Annotated in this window: 17 protein-coding genes and 1 pseudogene; 4 read left to right on the plus strand and 14 right to left on the minus strand. The window is 71.6% G+C overall.

What is annotated here, in order from left to right; translation table 11 throughout:
- From GEV07_24390 to GEV07_24425, 8 genes are all read right to left on the minus strand, one after another.
- A partial coding sequence (locus tag GEV07_24390; GenBank protein ID MQA05721.1) for an epoxide hydrolase occupies nt 1–114 on the minus strand: 114 nt, incomplete at its 3' end.
- On the minus strand, nt 111–848 hold the full coding sequence (locus GEV07_24395) for a phosphatase PAP2 family protein (protein ID MQA05722.1): 738 nt from the start codon (nt 846–848) through the stop codon (nt 111–113). The genes GEV07_24390 and GEV07_24395, both read right to left, overlap by 4 nt.
- Before the next feature lie 719 nt (nt 849–1567).
- Entirely contained in the window at nt 1568–1978 is a 411-nt protein-coding gene (locus GEV07_24400; protein MQA05723.1) for a VOC family protein, read from the minus strand.
- Between the two features lie 105 nt (nt 1979–2083).
- The gene (locus GEV07_24405; protein ID MQA05724.1) at nt 2084–3478 is read right to left on the minus strand and encodes an FAD-dependent oxidoreductase; all 1395 of its coding nucleotides are present in this window, start codon (nt 3476–3478) and stop codon (nt 2084–2086) included.
- 2 nt (nt 3479–3480) lie between these two features.
- Nucleotides 3481–4896 (minus strand): hypothetical protein, encoded by a 1416-nt coding sequence (locus GEV07_24410; GenBank protein ID MQA05725.1) that lies wholly within the window; start codon nt 4894–4896, stop codon nt 3481–3483.
- Entirely contained in the window at nt 4784–5947 is a 1164-nt protein-coding gene (locus GEV07_24415) for an amidohydrolase (protein ID MQA05726.1), read from the minus strand. Before GEV07_24415 ends, GEV07_24410 begins: the two co-directional genes overlap by 113 nt.
- 8 nt (nt 5948–5955) lie before the next feature.
- Nucleotides 5956–7086, minus strand: a complete 1131-nt coding sequence (locus GEV07_24420) for an amidohydrolase family protein (GenBank protein MQA05727.1) — start codon at nt 7084–7086, stop codon at nt 5956–5958.
- Between the two features lie 13 nt (nt 7087–7099).
- On the minus strand, nt 7100–7933 hold the full coding sequence (locus GEV07_24425) for an SIS domain-containing protein (GenBank protein ID MQA05728.1): 834 nt from the start codon (nt 7931–7933) through the stop codon (nt 7100–7102).
- An 89-nt stretch (nt 7934–8022) separates the two neighbouring features.
- Here GEV07_24425 and GEV07_24430 point away from each other — a divergent pair, with 89 nt between their 5' ends.
- Together GEV07_24430 and GEV07_24435 are read left to right on the plus strand one after the other, a co-directional pair.
- Nucleotides 8023–8430, plus strand: coding sequence for a hypothetical protein (locus GEV07_24430; GenBank protein ID MQA05729.1), 408 nt, complete (start codon nt 8023–8025; stop codon nt 8428–8430).
- 160 nt (nt 8431–8590) lie between these two features.
- Nucleotides 8591–9451 carry an amino acid permease gene (locus tag GEV07_24435; protein ID MQA05730.1) on the plus strand — a complete coding sequence of 287 codons (861 nt, stop codon included), beginning with the start codon at nt 8591–8593 and terminating at the stop codon, nt 9449–9451.
- Here GEV07_24435 and GEV07_24440 read toward each other — a convergent pair.
- Together GEV07_24440 and GEV07_24445 are read right to left on the minus strand one after the other, a co-directional pair.
- A complete protein-coding gene (locus GEV07_24440; protein ID MQA05731.1) occupies nt 9448–10617 on the minus strand; it encodes an AI-2E family transporter in 1170 nt (389 codons plus the stop codon). The two genes, GEV07_24435 and GEV07_24440, sit on opposite strands and share 4 nt — an antisense overlap.
- A gap of 119 nt (nt 10618–10736) precedes the next feature.
- Nucleotides 10737–11477 carry a hypothetical protein gene (locus tag GEV07_24445; GenBank protein MQA05732.1) on the minus strand — a complete coding sequence of 247 codons (741 nt, stop codon included), beginning with the start codon at nt 11475–11477 and terminating at the stop codon, nt 10737–10739.
- Nucleotides 11478–11612: 135 nt separating this feature from the next.
- On the opposite strand from GEV07_24445, the gene GEV07_24450 reads away from it, so the two are divergent.
- Complete coding sequence (locus GEV07_24450) at nt 11613–12302, plus strand: cyclase family protein (GenBank protein ID MQA05733.1); 690 nt, start codon at nt 11613–11615, stop codon at nt 12300–12302.
- Between the two features lie 361 nt (nt 12303–12663).
- On the opposite strand, the pseudogene GEV07_24455 reads toward GEV07_24450, so the two are convergent.
- Nucleotides 12664–12954: pseudogene (locus GEV07_24455) on the minus strand (hypothetical protein).
- Nucleotides 12955–13100: 146 nt separating this feature from the next.
- On the opposite strand from GEV07_24455, the gene GEV07_24460 reads away from it, so the two are divergent.
- A complete protein-coding gene (locus GEV07_24460; protein MQA05734.1) occupies nt 13101–14069 on the plus strand; it encodes a hypothetical protein in 969 nt (322 codons plus the stop codon).
- A gap of 3 nt (nt 14070–14072) precedes the next feature.
- On the opposite strand, the gene GEV07_24465 is transcribed toward GEV07_24460, so the two are convergent.
- The 3 genes from GEV07_24465 to GEV07_24475 form a co-directional block, all read right to left on the minus strand.
- Nucleotides 14073–15452, minus strand: coding sequence for an NTP transferase domain-containing protein (locus tag GEV07_24465; protein MQA05735.1), 1380 nt, complete (start codon nt 15450–15452; stop codon nt 14073–14075).
- Between the two features lie 53 nt (nt 15453–15505).
- Entirely contained in the window at nt 15506–16300 is a 795-nt protein-coding gene (locus GEV07_24470; protein MQA05736.1) for a helix-turn-helix domain-containing protein, read from the minus strand.
- Between the two features lie 72 nt (nt 16301–16372).
- Nucleotides 16373–17449 (minus strand): metalloregulator ArsR/SmtB family transcription factor, encoded by a 1077-nt coding sequence (locus tag GEV07_24475; protein MQA05737.1) that lies wholly within the window; start codon nt 17447–17449, stop codon nt 16373–16375.
- Between the last annotated feature and the right edge of the window lie 5 nt (nt 17450–17454).

Raw genomic sequence — 17454 nt, forward strand, 5'->3', positions numbered from 1 at the left:
CACGCCCTGCGACCAGTCGTCGACGGTCTGCGCGTCGGGCCAGCGGGTGTGCCGCAGGCGTTGCCGCAGGTCCGCCAGCTCCGCATCCGGCACTTCGATGTCGAACGGGGTCATCGATCGCTCCTGTCTGCGGTTAACAGCTGGCATACGGTGAGGCAGGCGACGAGCCAGGCCGCGCCGAGCAGCCACCCGCCGACGACGTCGGTCAGCCAGTGGACACCGAGGTACATCCGGCTGACCCCGACGGCGACGATCATCACCGTTGCCACACCGACGATCCAGACGCGGTGCCACCATGCCCGGACGAGCCGCACACCGAGGTAGCCGAGTACACCGAACGTGACGGTGGCGCCGAGGGTGTGCCCGGACGGGAACGACCACCCGGTCTCGCCGACCAGCGCCGTGACACCCGGCGGACGTACCCGACCGACGAGCTGCTTGACCAGCACGATGCTGAGACCGGCGCCGCACAGCGCGACGGTCACCAGGACGAGCGGCCACGCCCGGCGGGTCCGCAGCACACCGAGCAGCGCACCGACCCCGCCGAGGACGATCGCCGACACCGCGGCGCCCAGCGCGGTCACCAAGCGCACCACGATGGTGAGATCGTCGCCGCGCTGGCCGGTCAGCCAGCCGAGCACCGACCGGTCGTAAGCCGCCAGACCGTCACCGTCCCCCACGTCCCCACAGACGACGGCGAACCCGGCGACCAGCAGGACGACCCCCACGAGCCCAGCGAACAGCACCCGCCGCGCGGGTCGGCGCGGGTCGAGCAGCCGGCCAACGGCCGCCACCGCAGCGCCAACCGCCGCGCGCCAACCGTACGAAATGCCGCGAAACCCCGTCATCAACCGCGCAGCGTCCCCCGAAACCCCAGCGAACGGCAACCTGCGCGCCTCGGGGCCGCAGGCACCGCGACAACTCACGACACCAACCACGGGCACGGCGCGGCGTCACACTTACGGTGCCGGTCAGGGGCGCCACGACACACTCGCGACCGCTCCGGCCGCGGGCGCTGCGTCGGCCTCACGGCGCGCCGGTCATAGGCACGGCGACACACACACCGCGCGGGACACGGGCGCCGCGACACCGGGTGCTGGCCGACGTCACACTCACGCACCGGCCACCTCCCAGCGGCCCGCGACACGCTCACGGCGTCGGCCATGGACACCGCCGCACCCGCTACCGGCGCCGCGTCAGCCCCACGGCGCGCCGGTCACGGGCACGGCGACACACACACCGCCGCACCCGCTACCGGCGCCGCGTCAGCCCCACGGCGCGCCGGTCACGGGCACGGCGACACACACACCGCGCGGGACACGGGCGCCGCGTCAGCCCCACGGCGCGCCGGTCACGGGCACGGCGACACACACACCGCGCGGGACACGGGCGCCGCGACACCGGGTGTCGGCCGGCGTCACGCTCACGGCGTCGGCCACGGGCACCGCCGCACCCGCTACCGCGACACACACGCGGCAGCGGCAGCGCGACACACACGCGGCAGCGGCAGCGGTAGCGGGACCGGGACCGCTACCGGCCACCAGGCGCCCGGGGGCTGGCGGCTCCGTCAGGCTTGTGGGGGGCTGATGTTCACCATCCAGGAGACGCCGAAGCGGTCGGTGCAAAGGCCGAACTCGTCGCCCCACATTTGCTTCTCGAGGGGGACGGCTACTGTGCCGCCGGCGGAGAGCTGCTCCCAGTACTGCCTCAGGGAGTCGTCGTCGCCGCTGAGGCTTACTGTCATGGTGTTGCCTGGCTTGTACTCCTCGCCCGGCGGTAGGTCGGAGCCCATCAGCGCGAAGCCGTCGTCGGTTTCGAGCATGCTGTGCATGATCTTGTCGGCGTCGGCGCCGTGGTCGGCGCCGAACTCGCCGTAGGTGTTGAGGTTCAGCGTGCCGCCGAAGACGCCGTTGTAGAACTCCATCGCCTGACGCGCGTTGCCGTCGAAGCTCAGGTACGGGTTGAGACGTGATGCCATGAAACGCTCCCAGGTCGCAACGTGGATCGGTACCGCGGGACACTAGCCGCCGGCACCGACAGCCGACCGCCCAGACCGGAAACCGCCGACTACGGTCCGGCTCGGTCAGGACTTGTCCTCCAGGCCGGCGGGGGCCAGACCGCTCAACGCGGTCGCGATCCGGCCGGGCGCCAGCTCCAGGGCTTCCGCGCGTTCCTTGCGTACGATCGCCTCCCGCACCAGGTGCGCCCCGACGTAGCGCACCGGGTCCGGCGGAAACCGCCGGCGCGGAGCGCCGACCAGGCCACAGTTCGCCCACTCGTCGTCGCGGCCGAGCGCCAGCGAGGCGAGGACCCTGCCGCCGACCACGCTAGGGCCGACCCCGTTGCCCGACCAGCCGACGCCGTACGCGATGGTGCGGTCCCGGTTCAGCCAGTCGATCAACGGCAGGCTGTTGTGGCTACGGTCGATCGGCCCGGCCCAGTCGTGCGTGATCGGTACGTCGCGCAACATCGGGTAGTAGCGCCGGAAGTCGGCCTCGACTAGCCTCGCCCGCCCCCGGTGCCGCTGCATCGACGGCGGCATCCAGCCGCCGAGCCCGATCGACCAACCGCCCTTGCCGAACGCGACCCGCCCGGCGCCCGTCGTGCGGTAGTAGCAGACCAGCATCTGCGAGTCGGTGACCCCGACGCCGTCCGTCCAGCCGATCTCCGCCAGCCGCCCGGGGATCGGCGCGGTGGTGATCATGTCGCTGGAGATCACGAACAGGCTGGTGTGCAGCTCACGCAGTCCGGCCGCCCACGCGTTCGTCGCGACGACCACGCGATCGGCGACCACCCGGCCGGAAGCCGTGCTGACCACGGGAACCCCCGTACGGGCGAGCCCGCGCACCGGCGAGTGCTCGAAGATCCGCACGCCGGCGTCGAGCGCCTCGGCACGCAGCGCACGCACCAGGTGGCCGGGATGCACGGTGCCGCCGGAGTGTTCGAGCACCCCGGCCAGGTGGCTGGCGGAACCGGACCGGCGCGCGACCTCGGCCGGCTCGAGCACGGTGAAGGCACCAGGACGCAGCCGCTCGCTGACGTCGACCACACCCGCCCACGCGCCGTCCTGGGCGCTGCTCGTCGCCGTCCACAGCCAACCGGCCTGCCGGAAGTCGGCCGCAGGCGCCTTGGCCCGGCAGAAGTCACCGATGGTGGTGATGGCGTCCTCGGACGCCCTCACCAGCCGCATCGCCTCGGCCTCACCGCACAGCGCGACCAGCGACGAGATCTTCGGCCACCAGGAGAGCACGAAGCCGCCGTTACGCCCGGACGCGCCGCCGCCGCACACGTCGGCCTCGAGGATCACGACGTCGGTCTCCGGGGCCAGCTCCTTGATCCGCAGCGCGGTCCACAGGCCCACGTACCCACCGCCGACGACGGCGACGTCCGCACGGACCCGGCCCCGCAGCGGGTCGAGCGCCGGGGTGACCCCGGCCTCGTGCAGCCACAGCGACCGGTGCGGCCGTCCTCTCGCCATGCCTAGTACCTCCAGCGCAACTCGCGACCGGTCTCCTCGTTCGAGAGCGGCCCGTACGTCGCGAGCTCGTGCCGCCGCACGGCGACGAAGCTGTCGAGCAGCGGCGCGCCGAACGCCTCCCGCAGCACGGTGCTCGACTCCAGCGCGTCGAGTGCGGAGCCCAGGTCCCGCGGCAGCGTGGCCACCTGGCAGCCCGCCCGCTCGGCGTCGGACAGCGCCGCCGGGTCACCGGCCACCGGCTCGGGCAGCGCCGCCTCGACGCTGCGCCCGTGCTGCAGCCACGCCAGCAACGCACCAACCACCAGGTACGGGTTGGCGGTGGCATCGACGACCTTCACCTCGCAGTTGGCCGCCCGCGCGCCGTGGCCGGCGGTGCCCTGCACGAACCGGATGCCGGCTTCCCTGTTCTCCAGCCCCCAGCAGCCCCACGCGCCGGACCAGTGCCCGGGCACCAGCCGCTGGTAGCTGAGCACGCTCGGCGCGAGCAGCCCGACCGACTCCACCAGGCCGCCGCACAACCCGGCGACCATCTGTTCGCCCGCCTCGGTCAGCCCGAACCGGCCGGCGCCGCCGGCGAACGCGTTGGTGTCGTCCGACCACGCCGACAGGTGGACGTGCGCACCGTTGCCGACGCCGCCTTCGGTCGTGGTCACGGGCGCGAACGACACCGCAGTCCGTGCCGCAGCGCTGTCCGGGTGGTGATCAACCGCGCCAGTACATACCTGTCGGCCGCACGCACCGGCGGCGCCGGTGCCATCGACACCTCGACCCGGCCGTCGCCGTACTCCGGGTGCACCTGCTCCACCTCGATCCCGGCCGCCTCGAGGCCGGCGAGCAGGTCGCGCAGGAACGGCTCGAGCAGCAGGAACGGTGTCATCGCGTACCCCGGGCCCTCGTGCGCCGGTCGTACGTCCGCGCCCTCGGTACGGAACACGGTGAACTCCAGCTCGAACGCCATCAGGTAGTGCCAGCCGTCGGCCGCCGCCGCGCCCGCCAACCGGCCGGCGGCGCTGCGCTGGCAGAAGGGCATCGGCTCCAGCTGCTGGTCGAGCTGGTCGGCGGGCGCCCAGACCAGCTCGTCGTCGAGCACGGCGCCGGCGTCCAGGTCGGGCAGCAGCCGCATGTCGCCGACAGGCCCGGACACGGCCGGCGACGAGGTGATGTCGTTGTTGATACACATGACGGCGAACACCGGCGACAGCCCGATGCCCTTGCTCGTCGCACCGGCGACCCGGCGCCGTGGCACCAGCTTCGTCCGGGTCGCGGCCGCGTTGTCGACGATGCTCAGCAGCACGTCCGCACTTGTCATGGGGCCGACTCCTCACCTGTAGGGCTGGCAGCGCATGCACCGAGGTAGCCGGCGACCATTGCCCGTGCAACGTCGGCCACGCTGCCGTCAGGGGGTAGGAAGCTCGGATGGTGCAGACCCGGCGAGTCGGCCGCGGCGTCACCGACGCCGACGAAGACCATCACCGCCGAGTGGCGTTCGCAGTAGTACGAGAAGTCGTCCGCGCCGCACGACCGCAGGGCGCGGCCGTGCGTGAACCCGGCGTCCGCCAGCCGCGGCGCGATCTGCTCGACCAGGCCGGGATCGTTGTGCAGCACCGGTTCTCCCGCGGACACCTCGGTGACGGCGACGCAGTCGTGGGCGCGAGCTACGAGCGCGGCGGTGGACTCGATCGCGGCCACCATCGCGGCCCGGTGTTCGACGTCGAACGACCGCAGCGTGCCGCCGATCTGCACCGCGCTCGGGATGACGTTCGCGGCCTGGCCGCCGTTGATCCGGCCGATGGTCAGCACCGCGGCGTCCATCGGGTCGGTGCGGCGCGACACCAGGTGCTGCAGCGCTGTGACCACCGCGGCCATGGCGACGACCGGATCACGGCCCAGGTGTGGGTACGCGGCGTGCGCCCCGGCGCCGGTGACGGTCACGGTGAACTCGTCGGCGGCGGCGTTCACCGGGCCAGGCACGAGCGACACCTGGCCGGCAGGCAGCTGCGGCTGCAGGTGCACACCGACGACGGCCGCGACGTCGTGCGCGGCCCAGGCCGGCGACGCGAGCACGTCCACGGCCCCGCACGGGTAGGTCTCCTCCCGCGGCTGCAGCGTCGCCAGCATCGGCACCGGCAGGTCGCCGTCGCGCGCCGCCTGCGCGACGGCGGTGAGAGCGGCCAGGTGCACGTCGTGGCCGCACGCGTGCATCGCCCCGGTGGTGCACGCCCACGGCACGCCCGTCTGCTCGGTGATCGGCAGCGCGTCCAGCTCCGCCCTTACGGCGATCGCCGGGCCGGCCGTGTCGCCGATGCGCAGCAGCCGCCCACCGTCGACCGACTCGGCGTCAGGTTGCCCGATCAGCTCGGCCAGCCTGGCGGCCACCGGTTCCTCCGCCCCGCCGAGACGCGGCGCAGCATGCAGCTCGCGGCGGAGCTCGACGGCTGCCGGCAGCCGGGCCTCGACCGCCCGCCACAGCTCACCTGTCACGGGCGCACATCCGGGTAGACGCGCTCGGCGTTGCCGCTAGCCAACATGGTGAGGTACCGCCGCGCGTCGGCGAGACCCATCAGGTCGCTGTCGACCCAGTGGCCGAAGAGGTCGGTCACGGCCCGGCGCCACAGCAGTGTGCCGCAGTAGTACAGCTCGGGCAGGCCGAACGCGTCGGTGGAGAACAGCACCTTGTGGAACGGCGCCAGCTCGAGCGACTCCCGGACGACGTCCCTGGCACCGGCGCCGGTGTAGTTCACCGCCGCCCCGGTGTCGAGGTACACGTGCGGGAACACCTGCGCGAGGTACGCCGCTTCGCGCTGGAACGGGTAGCAGTGCAGCAGCATGATCTGCGCACCGCTCTCCCGGGTGAGCCGGATGAACTCCGTCATCTGGCTCGGGTCACAGCGGTGCAGGTTGATGTCGGAGTCGCCGTAGCCGACGTGGAACTGCAACGGCAGCCGGCGGTCGACCGCACTCCACAGCAGGTGCCGCAACAGCACCGGGTGCGCGACCCGTAGCTGCTGGTCGCGCAGCACCTCGGCGGCCGCGTCGCGCACCTCCACCGGGCCGGGCCGTACGGGATCGAAGTCCAGCCCGTACCTGTACGCCACGATGCTCTTGTAGCCGACGGCGTGCCGGCTCGCCTCGTCGAGCGCGCTCGCGAAGTCGGCGGCGAAGCCGGCCGCCGTGGTGCCGGCTTCGAACACCTCCTCGGCCACCTGCTCCAGGCGCACGATGGTCACCGCGGACGCCCGCCCGAGCGCGGCCATCTCGGGCGGCGTCAGGATGGTGTCGGTGCGGAAGCCGGTGTCGATGCCGTAGACGGAGATGCCGGTACGCGGCAGCAGCCGCTCGTTCACCTCGGCCACCCCGAGCTCGAACCGCCGCCGCAGGTAGTCGTCGGCTGTGCAGTGCCGCGGCAGGTCGAGCAACGGCGCGCACTCCGCACGCACGGTGACCCCGAACGGCGAGTCGAAGACCGTCGTGCCCGCGGGCGCCGCCCAGTCGGACTCGGTGGCGAGCAGCTCGAACGCGGCCCGGTCCGGCAGGTCCCGCACCACGCCGTGGCAGTGGTGGTCGAACAACGGCAGGTCGGCCACGAACTCGGCCAGTACGTCGGTCAACGGACGTCCCTTCCTACGGGTCGATGTCGCCGTGCTGCAGCGACCACAGCCGGTCGAACTCCGCGAGCCGGTCGGCGGCCTTGTCGGAGTACTCGGCGAGCACGTACCCGATCAGCGTCTCCACGACGGCCATCGCCGGCACCATCGAGTCGAACGCGCTCGGCGCCTGCACGCTCGCCGGGAGCACGACGTTCGCGTCGGTCGCGACCGGGCTGAGCCACGGGTCGGTCACCACGATCAGCTTCGCGCCCCTGTTGACGGCCTCGGCGGCGAACAGCTGGGTGTCGCGCTGGTACCGGCGTACGTCGAAGACCACCACGACGTCGCCGGCATGCAGGTCGAGCAGGCAGGGCACCCGGTCGCCCGCGGCCACGTGCCGTACGCCGGGGCGCAGTTCACGCAGGTGCCTGATCAGGTAGTCGGCTAGCAGGTCGGTGAACCTGCCGCCGGTGGCGTACACTGACCGCCGCGGGTTGGTGAGCAGCTTGCTCGCGGCGCGCAGCTCGTCGGCGGACAGCTCAGCCACCGAGCGCGCGACCCCGGACGAGAGCACCTCAGCCGCGGACGGCCCCTCCGCCGACTGGTTCAGCTGGGTCAGCGGTGACGTGCGCTGGGTGGTGAGCTCCTCGCGCAACGCCTGGTGGAACTCCGGGTGGCCCTGGTAGCCGAGCTGGTCGAGCAGCCGCAGCACCGTCGGGCCGCTGGTCGCGGAGCGTTCCGCGATCTTCGCGACGGTCTGCAGGCCGGCGGCCGGATAGTCGGCCAACAGCACCCGCGCCACCCTGCGCTGTGCGGCGGGCAGCGTCGGCAGCAGCCGGCGCAGCTCGCTCGCGATCTCCTGCGTCATGGAACGTACATTACATTTTCAGGGGTTAACAGACTAGGCGTAATACACGTCATTCTCTGTTGTCGGGGGTGAGCGCAGAGGAGAGTGGCATGGAGCAGCCGGCCAAGAAGTCAGGGACGCTGAGCTTCTGGGGCGCCATCGCGTTGTCGCTGAGCATCATGGCGCCGACGCTGGCAATGAGCCTGAACGGAGCACAGCCGGCCACCATGGTCGGCCCCGCGGTACCGCTCACCTTCCTGCTGTCGTTCGGCGGCGTCGCGCTCGTGGCGTACTCGTTCGTCCGGCTCACCGGCCGGTTCCACCACGCCGGTTCTGTCTACGCGCTCGCGGGGGCGACCATCGGCCCGCGCGCGGGGTTCTTCTCCGGCTGGGGACTGCTCGGCGTGTACTTCGGCTTCATCATCACCACCAGCTCCGCCACCGCGCTGTTCCTCACCACGCTGCTCGACCGGCTGTTCGGGGTGCAGGTGCCGTCCTCGTCGGCCTCGTGCTGGTAGCCGTACTCGCCCTCACCACGAGGGACGTACGGGCGGTGGCACACACGCTGATCGGGCTGGAGGCGCTGAGCGTCGGCCTGGTGCTCGTGCTGCTCGCGGTGGTCACGGGCACGCTGCTCACCGACAACGCCCCGACGGGCAGAGCTTCACCCTGACCCCGTTGCTGCCCGGCGACGCGGGCATCGGCATGGTCTTCGCCACCACGGTGTTCGGGTTCCTCTCGTGGGCCGGTTTCGAGGGTGCGGCCACGCTCGGCGAGGAGACCCGCGAGCCGCGGCGCAACATTCCGCGGGCGATCTGGGTGTCCGTGGTGCTGCTCGGGGTGTTCTACACGCTATGCATGTACGTGCAGATCTCCGGCTTCGGCGTGGACGAGGCCGGCGTGGACGCGTTCGCCTCGTCCGGCGGCACCCTCGCGGACCTGGCCCAGACATACATCGGCGAGACGTTCGCCGTGCTGATCAACATCGGCGCCGTGGCGAGTGCCTTCGCGTCCGCGACCGGCTGCACCGCGGCTGCCTCCCGGGTGCTGTTCGCGATGGGCAGGGACGGCTTCGGCCCCAAGGCCCTCGGCCGCAAGAACGAGAAGCACGACATCCCGCGCAACGCCGTCTACACCGTGCTCGCACTCGTCGTCGTGGTGATGGGTCTGGTGGCGTTGCTGCCTGGCGGCGACCAGGTCACCAACCAGTTCTTCTGGTCCGCGACGCTCGCGTCCCTGGTGCTGATCGTGGTCTACGGGATGACCAGCGTCGCGCTGCTCGTGCGCTCGGTCCGCCAGCCGGCCGGGCTGGGGGTCGTCGACCGGGTCCTGCCGGTGCTGTCCGTGGCGTTCCTCGGCTACGTGTTCTGGGAGAACCGCGGCACCGAGCCGCCGTACGACGTGTTCCCCTACATCGCGGCCGGCTGGCTCGCCGTCGGCCTGCTACTGGTGTGCGTGCTGCCCGGTCTCACCCGCAGGATCGGTGCCAGCCTCGTCGCCGGGGAGGGCTTCGGCCAGGTCGAGGGGCCGAAGAGCTAGCCCGACTCGGCGCCGGCCCGCTGCCTACGCCACCGCCGTCCGGTGCGCCGCTGCGGCGGCGAGAAGTCGATGACCTTGCTGGTGAGCATGTTGTTCAGCACGGCCACGAGCGGCACGGCGATCACCGCGCCGAAGATGCCCGCGATGAACGTCCCTGCGGTCACCGCGAGGATCACCGCGAGCGGATGCACGCGTACCGCGCGGCTCATCACGATCGGTTGCAGAACGTGCCCCTCGACCTGCACGGCGAGGACGATGACGCCGAGCACCACGACCGCGACGATCAGGCCCTTGGAGATCAGGGCGAGGGCGACCGCGAGTGCACCGGTGATGGCGAGCCCGAGGATCGGGACGAACGCGCCGAGGAACACCAGCACGCCGACGGGCACGGCGAGCGGCACACCCGCGATGAGCAACGTGATCGTGACGGCGACCGCATCGGTGAACGCGATGACCACGGTGCCGCGTACGTAGTGGCTGATGGTGCGCCAGGCCACCGCACCGGCCTCTCGCAACCGGGTGCGCGGTCCCTCGGACACCTTCGCCGTGAACCACGCCCACATCTGCGGGCCGTCGTGCAGCAGGAAGAAGACGCTGAAGGCGGCCAGGATCACCCCGCCGACGACCTCCACCGTGGTGCCGAGACCGGTGACCGCGCCCGTCGCGATCTCCTGCCAGTTGGTCTTGATCGCGTCCTGGAGCCGAGCGGTCAGCTCGGCGATCTGCGCGGCGTCGACCTGCAGCGGACCGTTGGCGAGCCAGTCCTCTCCCTGCGCCACGACGTCGAGCACCTGTTCGCGCAGCGCGAGCGCGTTCCTGCTCACCTGGTTACCGACGAAGAAGCCCACCCCGACGAGCACGCCCAGCCCCACGACGAAGACCGTGACCGTGGACAGCAGGCGCGGGAACCCGATCCGGTTCAGCGCCGCGACGAACGGGAAGAGCAGCGCGGTGACGAGGACGCCGACGATGAACGCGATCGCGACGACCTTCACCTGGTACAGCAGCCACAGGATCGCGGCGAGGAAGAGTCCGACGACGAGCAGCCGCCACGACCAGTCGCTCATCACCCGCAGTGCCCACGGGGCACGGTCGCTGGGTTCCCGCTGCGCCGGTGGCCGGACCATCGGCGGTGTGACCTGCTTGCGGCGCCCGAACAGGGCCATCCATCCCCCATCGCCTCGGCGCGACCCGTATGCCTCGCGGCTTCATGATGCCGGACCCGGCCGTGCCCAGGCGGCAAGCCGTCCGGTGTGTCCAGCGGACACACCGGCCGGCCGTGGGGTCAGGTGGGCGACGGCGGGGCAGCGGGTCTCGTACGGACGCCGGCGAACCGGCGGACGCCGACGAGCACCGCGACGCCGGCCGCCACGCACCACACCAGGCAGAGGATGCGCCCCACAGGCAGCAGCACCGACGCCAGGTAGATGGGGACGGAAAGCACCGACAGCACCGCCGGGATGGCGGCGACCCAGCCGTAGATCCTTATGCCCTTCGGCAACGCCGCCGGCCGCACGGTCGCGAGCGCTGCGGCGCCCACGAACACCCCGAGGCTGACGACGTGCACGACACCGCCGGTGTAGAAGTTGGTCATCCGCACCGCCGCGACCACGCCGAGCTCCCACCCGGGCGCGAACAGCGCCAGCGCGAACCCCAGAGCCGCGGAGACGAACAGGCCGACCGCAGCGAGCACGCCGCCGACGGCGGCCACCACCGGGAGCGCACGCCGGGTCCCTGCGGCGTCCCTGACCACCGCGACGACCGGCCGGACGAAGGTCAGCAGGGCGAGCGCGGCCACCGCGTGGAACGTGCTCAGCACCCCGGCAGCCAGCTGGTTCCGCGCGAAGTACGCCGCGATCTCTGCGGCCTCGGCGTCCGGCAGCGGGGCCGCGCCCGTCGCGAACATCCCGGCCACCGTCTGGCTGGAGAGGAACAGCACCGCGAACAGCACGCCGCCGATGCCGTGCGGGTTCGGTCCTCTGACCCTCGGCGTCGACTCGGGCGAGACGGGTTGACTTCCGTACATGACGACCTCCAGTGCGGGCGAGTGGCGACACCCAGAAGCGAGCGTCGTGCTCACCTTCGTGGACCGCCGCCGTCGCCGCGTCCGTCGCGCGACGACCATCCGGCTACGCCCGGGGACGTACTGGTCGCGCCTCGGATGGGGCAAACTCGCCCCATGACGCAGTACCGGCTCATCGACCTCAGCCACCCGATCACCGCCGGCATGACCACGTTCCCCGGCCTGCCGGGCCCGGAGATCAGCGACCACCTCAGCCACCAGGCGTCCCGCGAGCACTACGCGCCCGGCACCGAGTTCGCCATCCAGCGGGTCACCATGGTCGGCAACACCGGCACCTACGTGGACAGCCCGTACCACCGGTATCCCGAAGGCACCGACCTCGCCGGGCTACCCCTGGAGTCGCTCGCCGACCTGCCGGTCGTGGTCGTCCGGGCGGCGGGCGCCACCGGCCGCGGCATCCACGCCGACGCGCTGGCGGGCCTGGACGTCACCGGGCACGCCGTGCTCGTGCACACCGGGTGGGACAGACACTGGGGCACACCCGCGTACGGCGGGGACGCGCCGTACCTGACCGCCGACGCCGCCGAGTGGCTGGTTCGATCGGGTGCCGCGCTGGTCGGCATCGACGCGGTGAACGTCGACGACGCGGCCGACGGCACCCGGCCGGTGCACACCGCACTGCTCGGCGCGGGCATTCCCGTGCTCGAGCACCTGACCAACCTCGACCGGCTGCCGGCGAACGGCGCGCGGCTGCACGCCGTGCCGGCACCGGTGGCGGGGTGCGGCACCTTCCCGGTGCGCGCCTACGCGGTCGTCGCCGAGCAGTGAGTCAGGCGGAGACCAGGCACCGGCGCGCCGACCAGCCGAGGAACAGGAACGGCACGAAGCCGACCGCCAACAACCAGCCGAGCCGCGGCGCGGTGAACAGCACCTCGGCCGAGTAGCCGGAGGCGAGCAGCGCGGCCACCAGCACGGAGTACACGCACACGCCGGCCGCGTAGTAGCCGGTGACCCGCGGGATCCAGCGCTTGGCGCCGAGGAACCTGACACCGATGCCGCACATCAGCAGCACGAGCAGGGTCAGCACCTTCAGCCCGACGCCCGTCCAGTCCACGACGGAGGACGCCAGGTAGTAGAAGGGTCCGGGATCGCTCGTCCAGCCCAGCCCCGCCGTCCGCCACGCGAACGTCGACCCGATGCTCTGCAGCGCAGTGACCAGGAACACCAGCACGGCCGTACGCCTGGCCTGGGCGAACCCGAGCACCCGCTGGTAGTCGGGCACGACGTCGGGAACCCGCCCGAACTCGGCGACGGCTCGGCGCTCGGCCACCGGCCGCTCGGCGCCGGCCGCCTGGTCGGCCTCGGCCGCTTCGAGCAGGCCGTCGCGCGCCTCCTCGAGCAGCCCCGCCTTCACCCGACGGGGACCACGGAGCGCCGTCGACAGGTCGGTCAGGTACGTGTCGATCGCGCTCGGGTGCAAGTCTCCGGTTCCCACGCACCCAGTATGCGAGAGAGCTCCCCGCCCGGCGTCAGGGAAGACCCTGGACGACACCCTGAGCGGCGCGAGGCACGGAAAGAACGAGGCGAGAACACCACGGAACCGTCACTGGCAGTAGGATCCTGGCGATGTCCGACGAATCCAGCGTGTTCAACGTCGACGAGGCGATACGCGACTCACATGCACGAGTACGCCGCTACGATCAGCTGGTCAACCAGCGTTACCACCTCACCGACCTGCACGAGGCCGTGCAGGAACGGGTCGCCACGTACGAGCGGGAGTTCGCGTCGGAGCGCCGCGACGTCGACCGGCTGGAGCGCGGTGGGTTCGCCAAGCTGATCGCCGATCTCGTCGGCGGCCGGGAGACGAAGCTGGCCACCGAACGCGTCGAGGCGGAGGCCGCCTGGTTGAAGCTCGAGGGCGAGCGCGGCCGGCTGCAGCAGATCGGTGTGGAGCTCACCGAGCTACGGGCAGAGCTCGCCGCACTCGGCGACGCGAGAGAGCGCTACGACTACGCCATGAAGCGCAAGGCCCAACAGCTGGCCGAGCTGGGCGACCCACGCGGGCAGGAACTCAGCCTTGTGCACACCCAGTTCATGACCGCCGACTCCGACCTGCACGAGTACACCGAGGCGCAGCAGGCGGGTATGGCGGCAGGCGGCGTCATCATGCGCATGAACGACCACCTCGGCCACGCCATCCGGGCGAGCCGCCGCGACGTCGTCGGTGAAGTACTCACGTTCTTCGCGCCGTACGCCGACTACTACAAGCACCAGCACAGCAACGCCGCCGACGAGCTGGCCTGGGTCGGGCAGCGCGCCTTGGACAGCTTCAGCCGGGAGCTCGCGGACATCGGCGTGGAGGCGTCGGTGCAGCTGCCCGCGGTCAACACCCGGTGGTTCGCCGACCTGTTCATCGACAACATCGTCTTCGACTGGGCCAGGCACAAGCGGCTGAAGCAGAGCCTGGAAGAGGTCAGCGACATCACCGAATGGCTGATCGCCATGGTGCACTGGCTGAAGCAGCGGTGCGACGAGCTCACCGCGAAGCGCGACCAGCTCACCGCGAGACGCGACGAGCTGCTCGCCGGCGGCTGACCGTCAGCGCGTCGCGCGCAGGAGCAGCACCACGCCGCGCACCACGTCGACGTTCGCCGGCACGGCCACCGCGACCAGCCCCCACAACGGGAAGCCGGACACCGCCGCGACCGCGAAGATGAGCAGCCGGAACTCCCGCCGGAGCAGCAGCCGAACGTCGGTGTCCCTGCCGACCGCGTGCACGTAGGACACGAGCAGACAGCCCGCCGCTGCGGCCAACCCCCAACCGAGCGCGGCCACCGTGGCACCTGCGCCGAACACCAGGCCGACGACGACGGCGAGGTCGGCGTACCTGTCGAGCAGCGTGTCGAGCACCGCGCCCCGTCGGGACGAGCGGCCGCTGACCCGGGCGAGCTCACCGTCCACGCCGTCGAGCGCGCACCCCAGGATGACCCCGATGCCACCGACGACCAGCAACCATCGCTCACCCGTCGCGACCAACGCGGCCGCCGCGAGCGTCAGCACGAAGGCGGCGTACGTGGCGGTGTCCGGCGTGATGCCGGTACGCAGCAGCAGCCGGGTGAACGGGCCGGAGATCCGCCGGGTGAAGACCCGGTTCAGCAGGCTGTCGGTCGGCTTCGGACCGTACCTGCGCCACATCGCCCGTTCCAGCCGCTTGATGCCCTCGGGTGAGTCCACGGCGGCCCAGAAGTCGCCGGTGTCGCACGCGATCACCTCGTGCCCGGCGGCGACCAACCGCTGCCTGAGCGCCACCCAGGACGACGGGGGCGCATCCTCGTCGACGGCGCCGAGCAGGTCCGCGACCTGCACCACGCTCAGGCCCGCGCTGACCGCGTCGAAGTCGGTCAGGTCGTGGCCGAGCGCGCGGATCCTGCCGTCGGCACCGATCCGCAGCCTGGTGGGCCGCCTACCGGCCAGCCCGCCGATCTCCCTGCCGGCGTCCCTGCTGACCGCGAACGCCGACCGCCCTGGCGCAGTGAGCAACCGCCGCACGTCGGCCGGGTCGAAGACGTGGTCGCCCATGACCACCAGGCACCGTTCGGTCGCCGCGGCCCGCACCCCGGCCAGCACCGACGCAGCCGTACCCTCGGTCCAGCTCGGGTCGTGCACGATCTCGGCGTTCGGGTCGCACGCGGCCGCGGCGGCGGCCACCTCGGTGCCCCGCCGACCGACCACGACGAGCACCCGTGCGATCCCCACGGCCCTGAGCACCCGCAGCGAGCGCTCGAGCAGACTGACACCACCGACCCGGCAGAGCATCTTCGGCCGGGCTCCTGACCTGGTGCGGAACTCCGCGCCCGTGGCCAGCAGCACCGCCGTGTCGGGTGCTTCCTGCACGACACCGGACTCTCGTCGTCGAGGCGCACCGGCACGCGCCGGTGGCTTGGGACCAGTGTGCGTACGTGCCGACCTTTCCGCCATGTCGGAAGTATGCAACGGCGACGCCGGTGGCGCCTCCCAGTCGGCCGACCGGGCTAGCGTTTGGAGTTCTCCTGACGCAGCGCACGGGAGATGTCCGCCGCGCAGCGCGCGGAGAGGCGGCCGGCCTGGTCCAGCCGGCTGCCAAGACGCGGGCTCGGTGCCGACACGTTGATCGCCGCCACCACCCGGCCCCGTACGTCCTTCACCGGTGCGGAGCAGCTGACCACCCCCACCTCGAACTCCTCCCGCACCAGGGCGTAACCGCGGTGCTTGACCTCCGCGAGCTCCTTCACCAGGTCGTCGACCGTACGTACCCGCGGCCGCTCGCCCGACGTGTCGAGGTCGGCGTCGTCGAACCACTTGCGCACGACGTCGGGTTCCCAGTCACTGAGCAGCACGCGCCCGGCCGACGTCGACATCACCGGTACGGAGCTGCCCTCCCAGGCGGGTGCGCGGTAGGTGTGCGGCGCCGCCTCGCTCCACAGCGTCAGCACCTGGTTGGCGCGCAGCACGCACAGGTGCGTGGTCTCCTGCACCGCGGCCACCAGCCGGCGGATGTACGGGCTGGCGAGGTGCACGAGACGCGCCTCGAAAGTGCGGGTCGCGTACGAGTAGAGCCGCCAGCCGAGCCGGTAGTCCAGCGTCTGCGGATCGCGTTCGACCATGCCGGCCGCCGCGAGCGCCCGCAGCGCCCGCGACACCTGGCTGTTCTCCCGCCCAAGCTGTTCGGCGATGCGTACGACACCGAGCCCGCCGCGCCGACGGCATTCGTCACTGGCGAGCACGTCGAGGATCTCGAGATCGCGACGGAGGCTCGCCGAACCTGGTGGGTCATTCGAGGGTGGCATTTCTCGCTCACAGTGCGAGAGCCGGAGCACCTACGTCAAGTGGCAATTGTTCGCGTAGTCGCAGGACACACCTCATCTACGCAATGCGTCGACGAGGTCGCTGCCCAGGTTGTCGATCGGCGCCGGGTCGAGCGCGTAGAAGACCAGCCTGCCCTCGCGCCAGGTACGCACCAGGCCCGCGTCGCGCAGCCGGCGCAGATGCCTCGACACCTGTGGCTGCGACATCCCCATCCGCCTCGCCAGGTCGCTCGTGGTGTGCGGCTCGCGCAGGATCCAGCGGCACATCCGGATCCTGATCGGGTCGCTGAGCACGAGCATGCGCGTCCGTACCAGGTCGTAGGTCACCTCGTTGGTGCCGCCGACCGGGTACTGGACGACGATCGGCAGTCCCGCGTTGTGCTTGATGGCGACGTGCGGGCGGACGTGGACGGAAGGCACGATCAGGCAGACCTGGTCGGCGATCCTCGCGCTGCCGTCGTAGAGCTTGTCGAAGACGACCCGGCGGGGGCGGTTGCACTCGTGCACGGTCTTCGACAGCGACGTGAGCACGCCGAGCCCGCGACGTTCCACCTCGCGCGCACGCTGCCTGGCCTCCCGCATCAGCAGCGGGCGCTGCGCCTCCCACTCCTCGTCGAACGCGTACCTGGCGAACGCGCGGAGGAACCCGACCACGTCGGCGCGCAGCGACCCGGGATCGGCGAGCAACTTCTCGGCGAGGGTCAACCGCGTAGCGGAGAGCTGCCTGGCGCGGTCGCGGAACCGCTGTACGGCGGATCGGTCGTCGCCGAGGCGCTCGTACCGTACGGTGCGGTCGCGGTCCACGATGGCTTCCGCGCACATGGCGACGAAGTGCCGCTCGCCGAGCGTCTCGATATCCGAGATCTCCTTGGCCAACGTCCGCTGGGGTCCGTCGTCGAGCGGCATCAAGAACCTGGCCCGCAACGACCCCCAGAGCGGCGCCCACGCGCGCACCTGGTCGAGCAACGCGCCGGGCACTGTACGACGCACCAGGTCGGCCCACTCATGGCTGCGTGGATGGTGGTCGATCTCGTTCAGGGCATGCAATGCGGCCGACAGCTCAGCGATCGGCGAGAGACGCACGATGCATCGGTCATCGGCCGCGCCCTCGAGGACCAACGTGATCGCCACGGTGC

The organism is Streptosporangiales bacterium, from assembly GCA_009379825.1.
Lineage (GTDB): Bacteria > Actinomycetota > Actinomycetes > Streptosporangiales > WHST01 > WHST01.

Excerpts from the sequence above, each read along its gene's own strand:
- GEV07_24395 (MQA05722.1), bottom strand. The coding sequence starts at position 848 with ATGACGGGGTTTCGCGGCATTTCGTACGGTTGGCGCGCGGCGGTTGGC.
- GEV07_24400 (MQA05723.1), bottom strand. The coding sequence starts at position 1,978 with ATGGCATCACGTCTCAACCCGTACCTGAGCTTCGACGGCAACGCGCGT.
- GEV07_24405 (MQA05724.1), bottom strand. The coding sequence starts at position 3,478 with ATGGCGAGAGGACGGCCGCACCGGTCGCTGTGGCTGCACGAGGCCGGG.
- GEV07_24425 (MQA05728.1), bottom strand. The coding sequence starts at position 7,933 with ATGACGCAGGAGATCGCGAGCGAGCTGCGCCGGCTGCTGCCGACGCTG.
- GEV07_24430 (MQA05729.1), top strand. The coding sequence starts at position 8,023 with ATGGAGCAGCCGGCCAAGAAGTCAGGGACGCTGAGCTTCTGGGGCGCC.
- GEV07_24440 (MQA05731.1), bottom strand. The coding sequence starts at position 10,617 with ATGGCCCTGTTCGGGCGCCGCAAGCAGGTCACACCGCCGATGGTCCGG.
- GEV07_24445 (MQA05732.1), bottom strand. The coding sequence starts at position 11,477 with ATGTACGGAAGTCAACCCGTCTCGCCCGAGTCGACGCCGAGGGTCAGA.
- GEV07_24450 (MQA05733.1), top strand. The coding sequence starts at position 11,613 with ATGGGGCAAACTCGCCCCATGACGCAGTACCGGCTCATCGACCTCAGC.
- GEV07_24460 (MQA05734.1), top strand. The coding sequence starts at position 13,101 with ATGTCCGACGAATCCAGCGTGTTCAACGTCGACGAGGCGATACGCGAC.
- GEV07_24465 (MQA05735.1), bottom strand. The coding sequence starts at position 15,452 with ATGGCGGAAAGGTCGGCACGTACGCACACTGGTCCCAAGCCACCGGCG.
- GEV07_24470 (MQA05736.1), bottom strand. The coding sequence starts at position 16,300 with ATGCCACCCTCGAATGACCCACCAGGTTCGGCGAGCCTCCGTCGCGAT.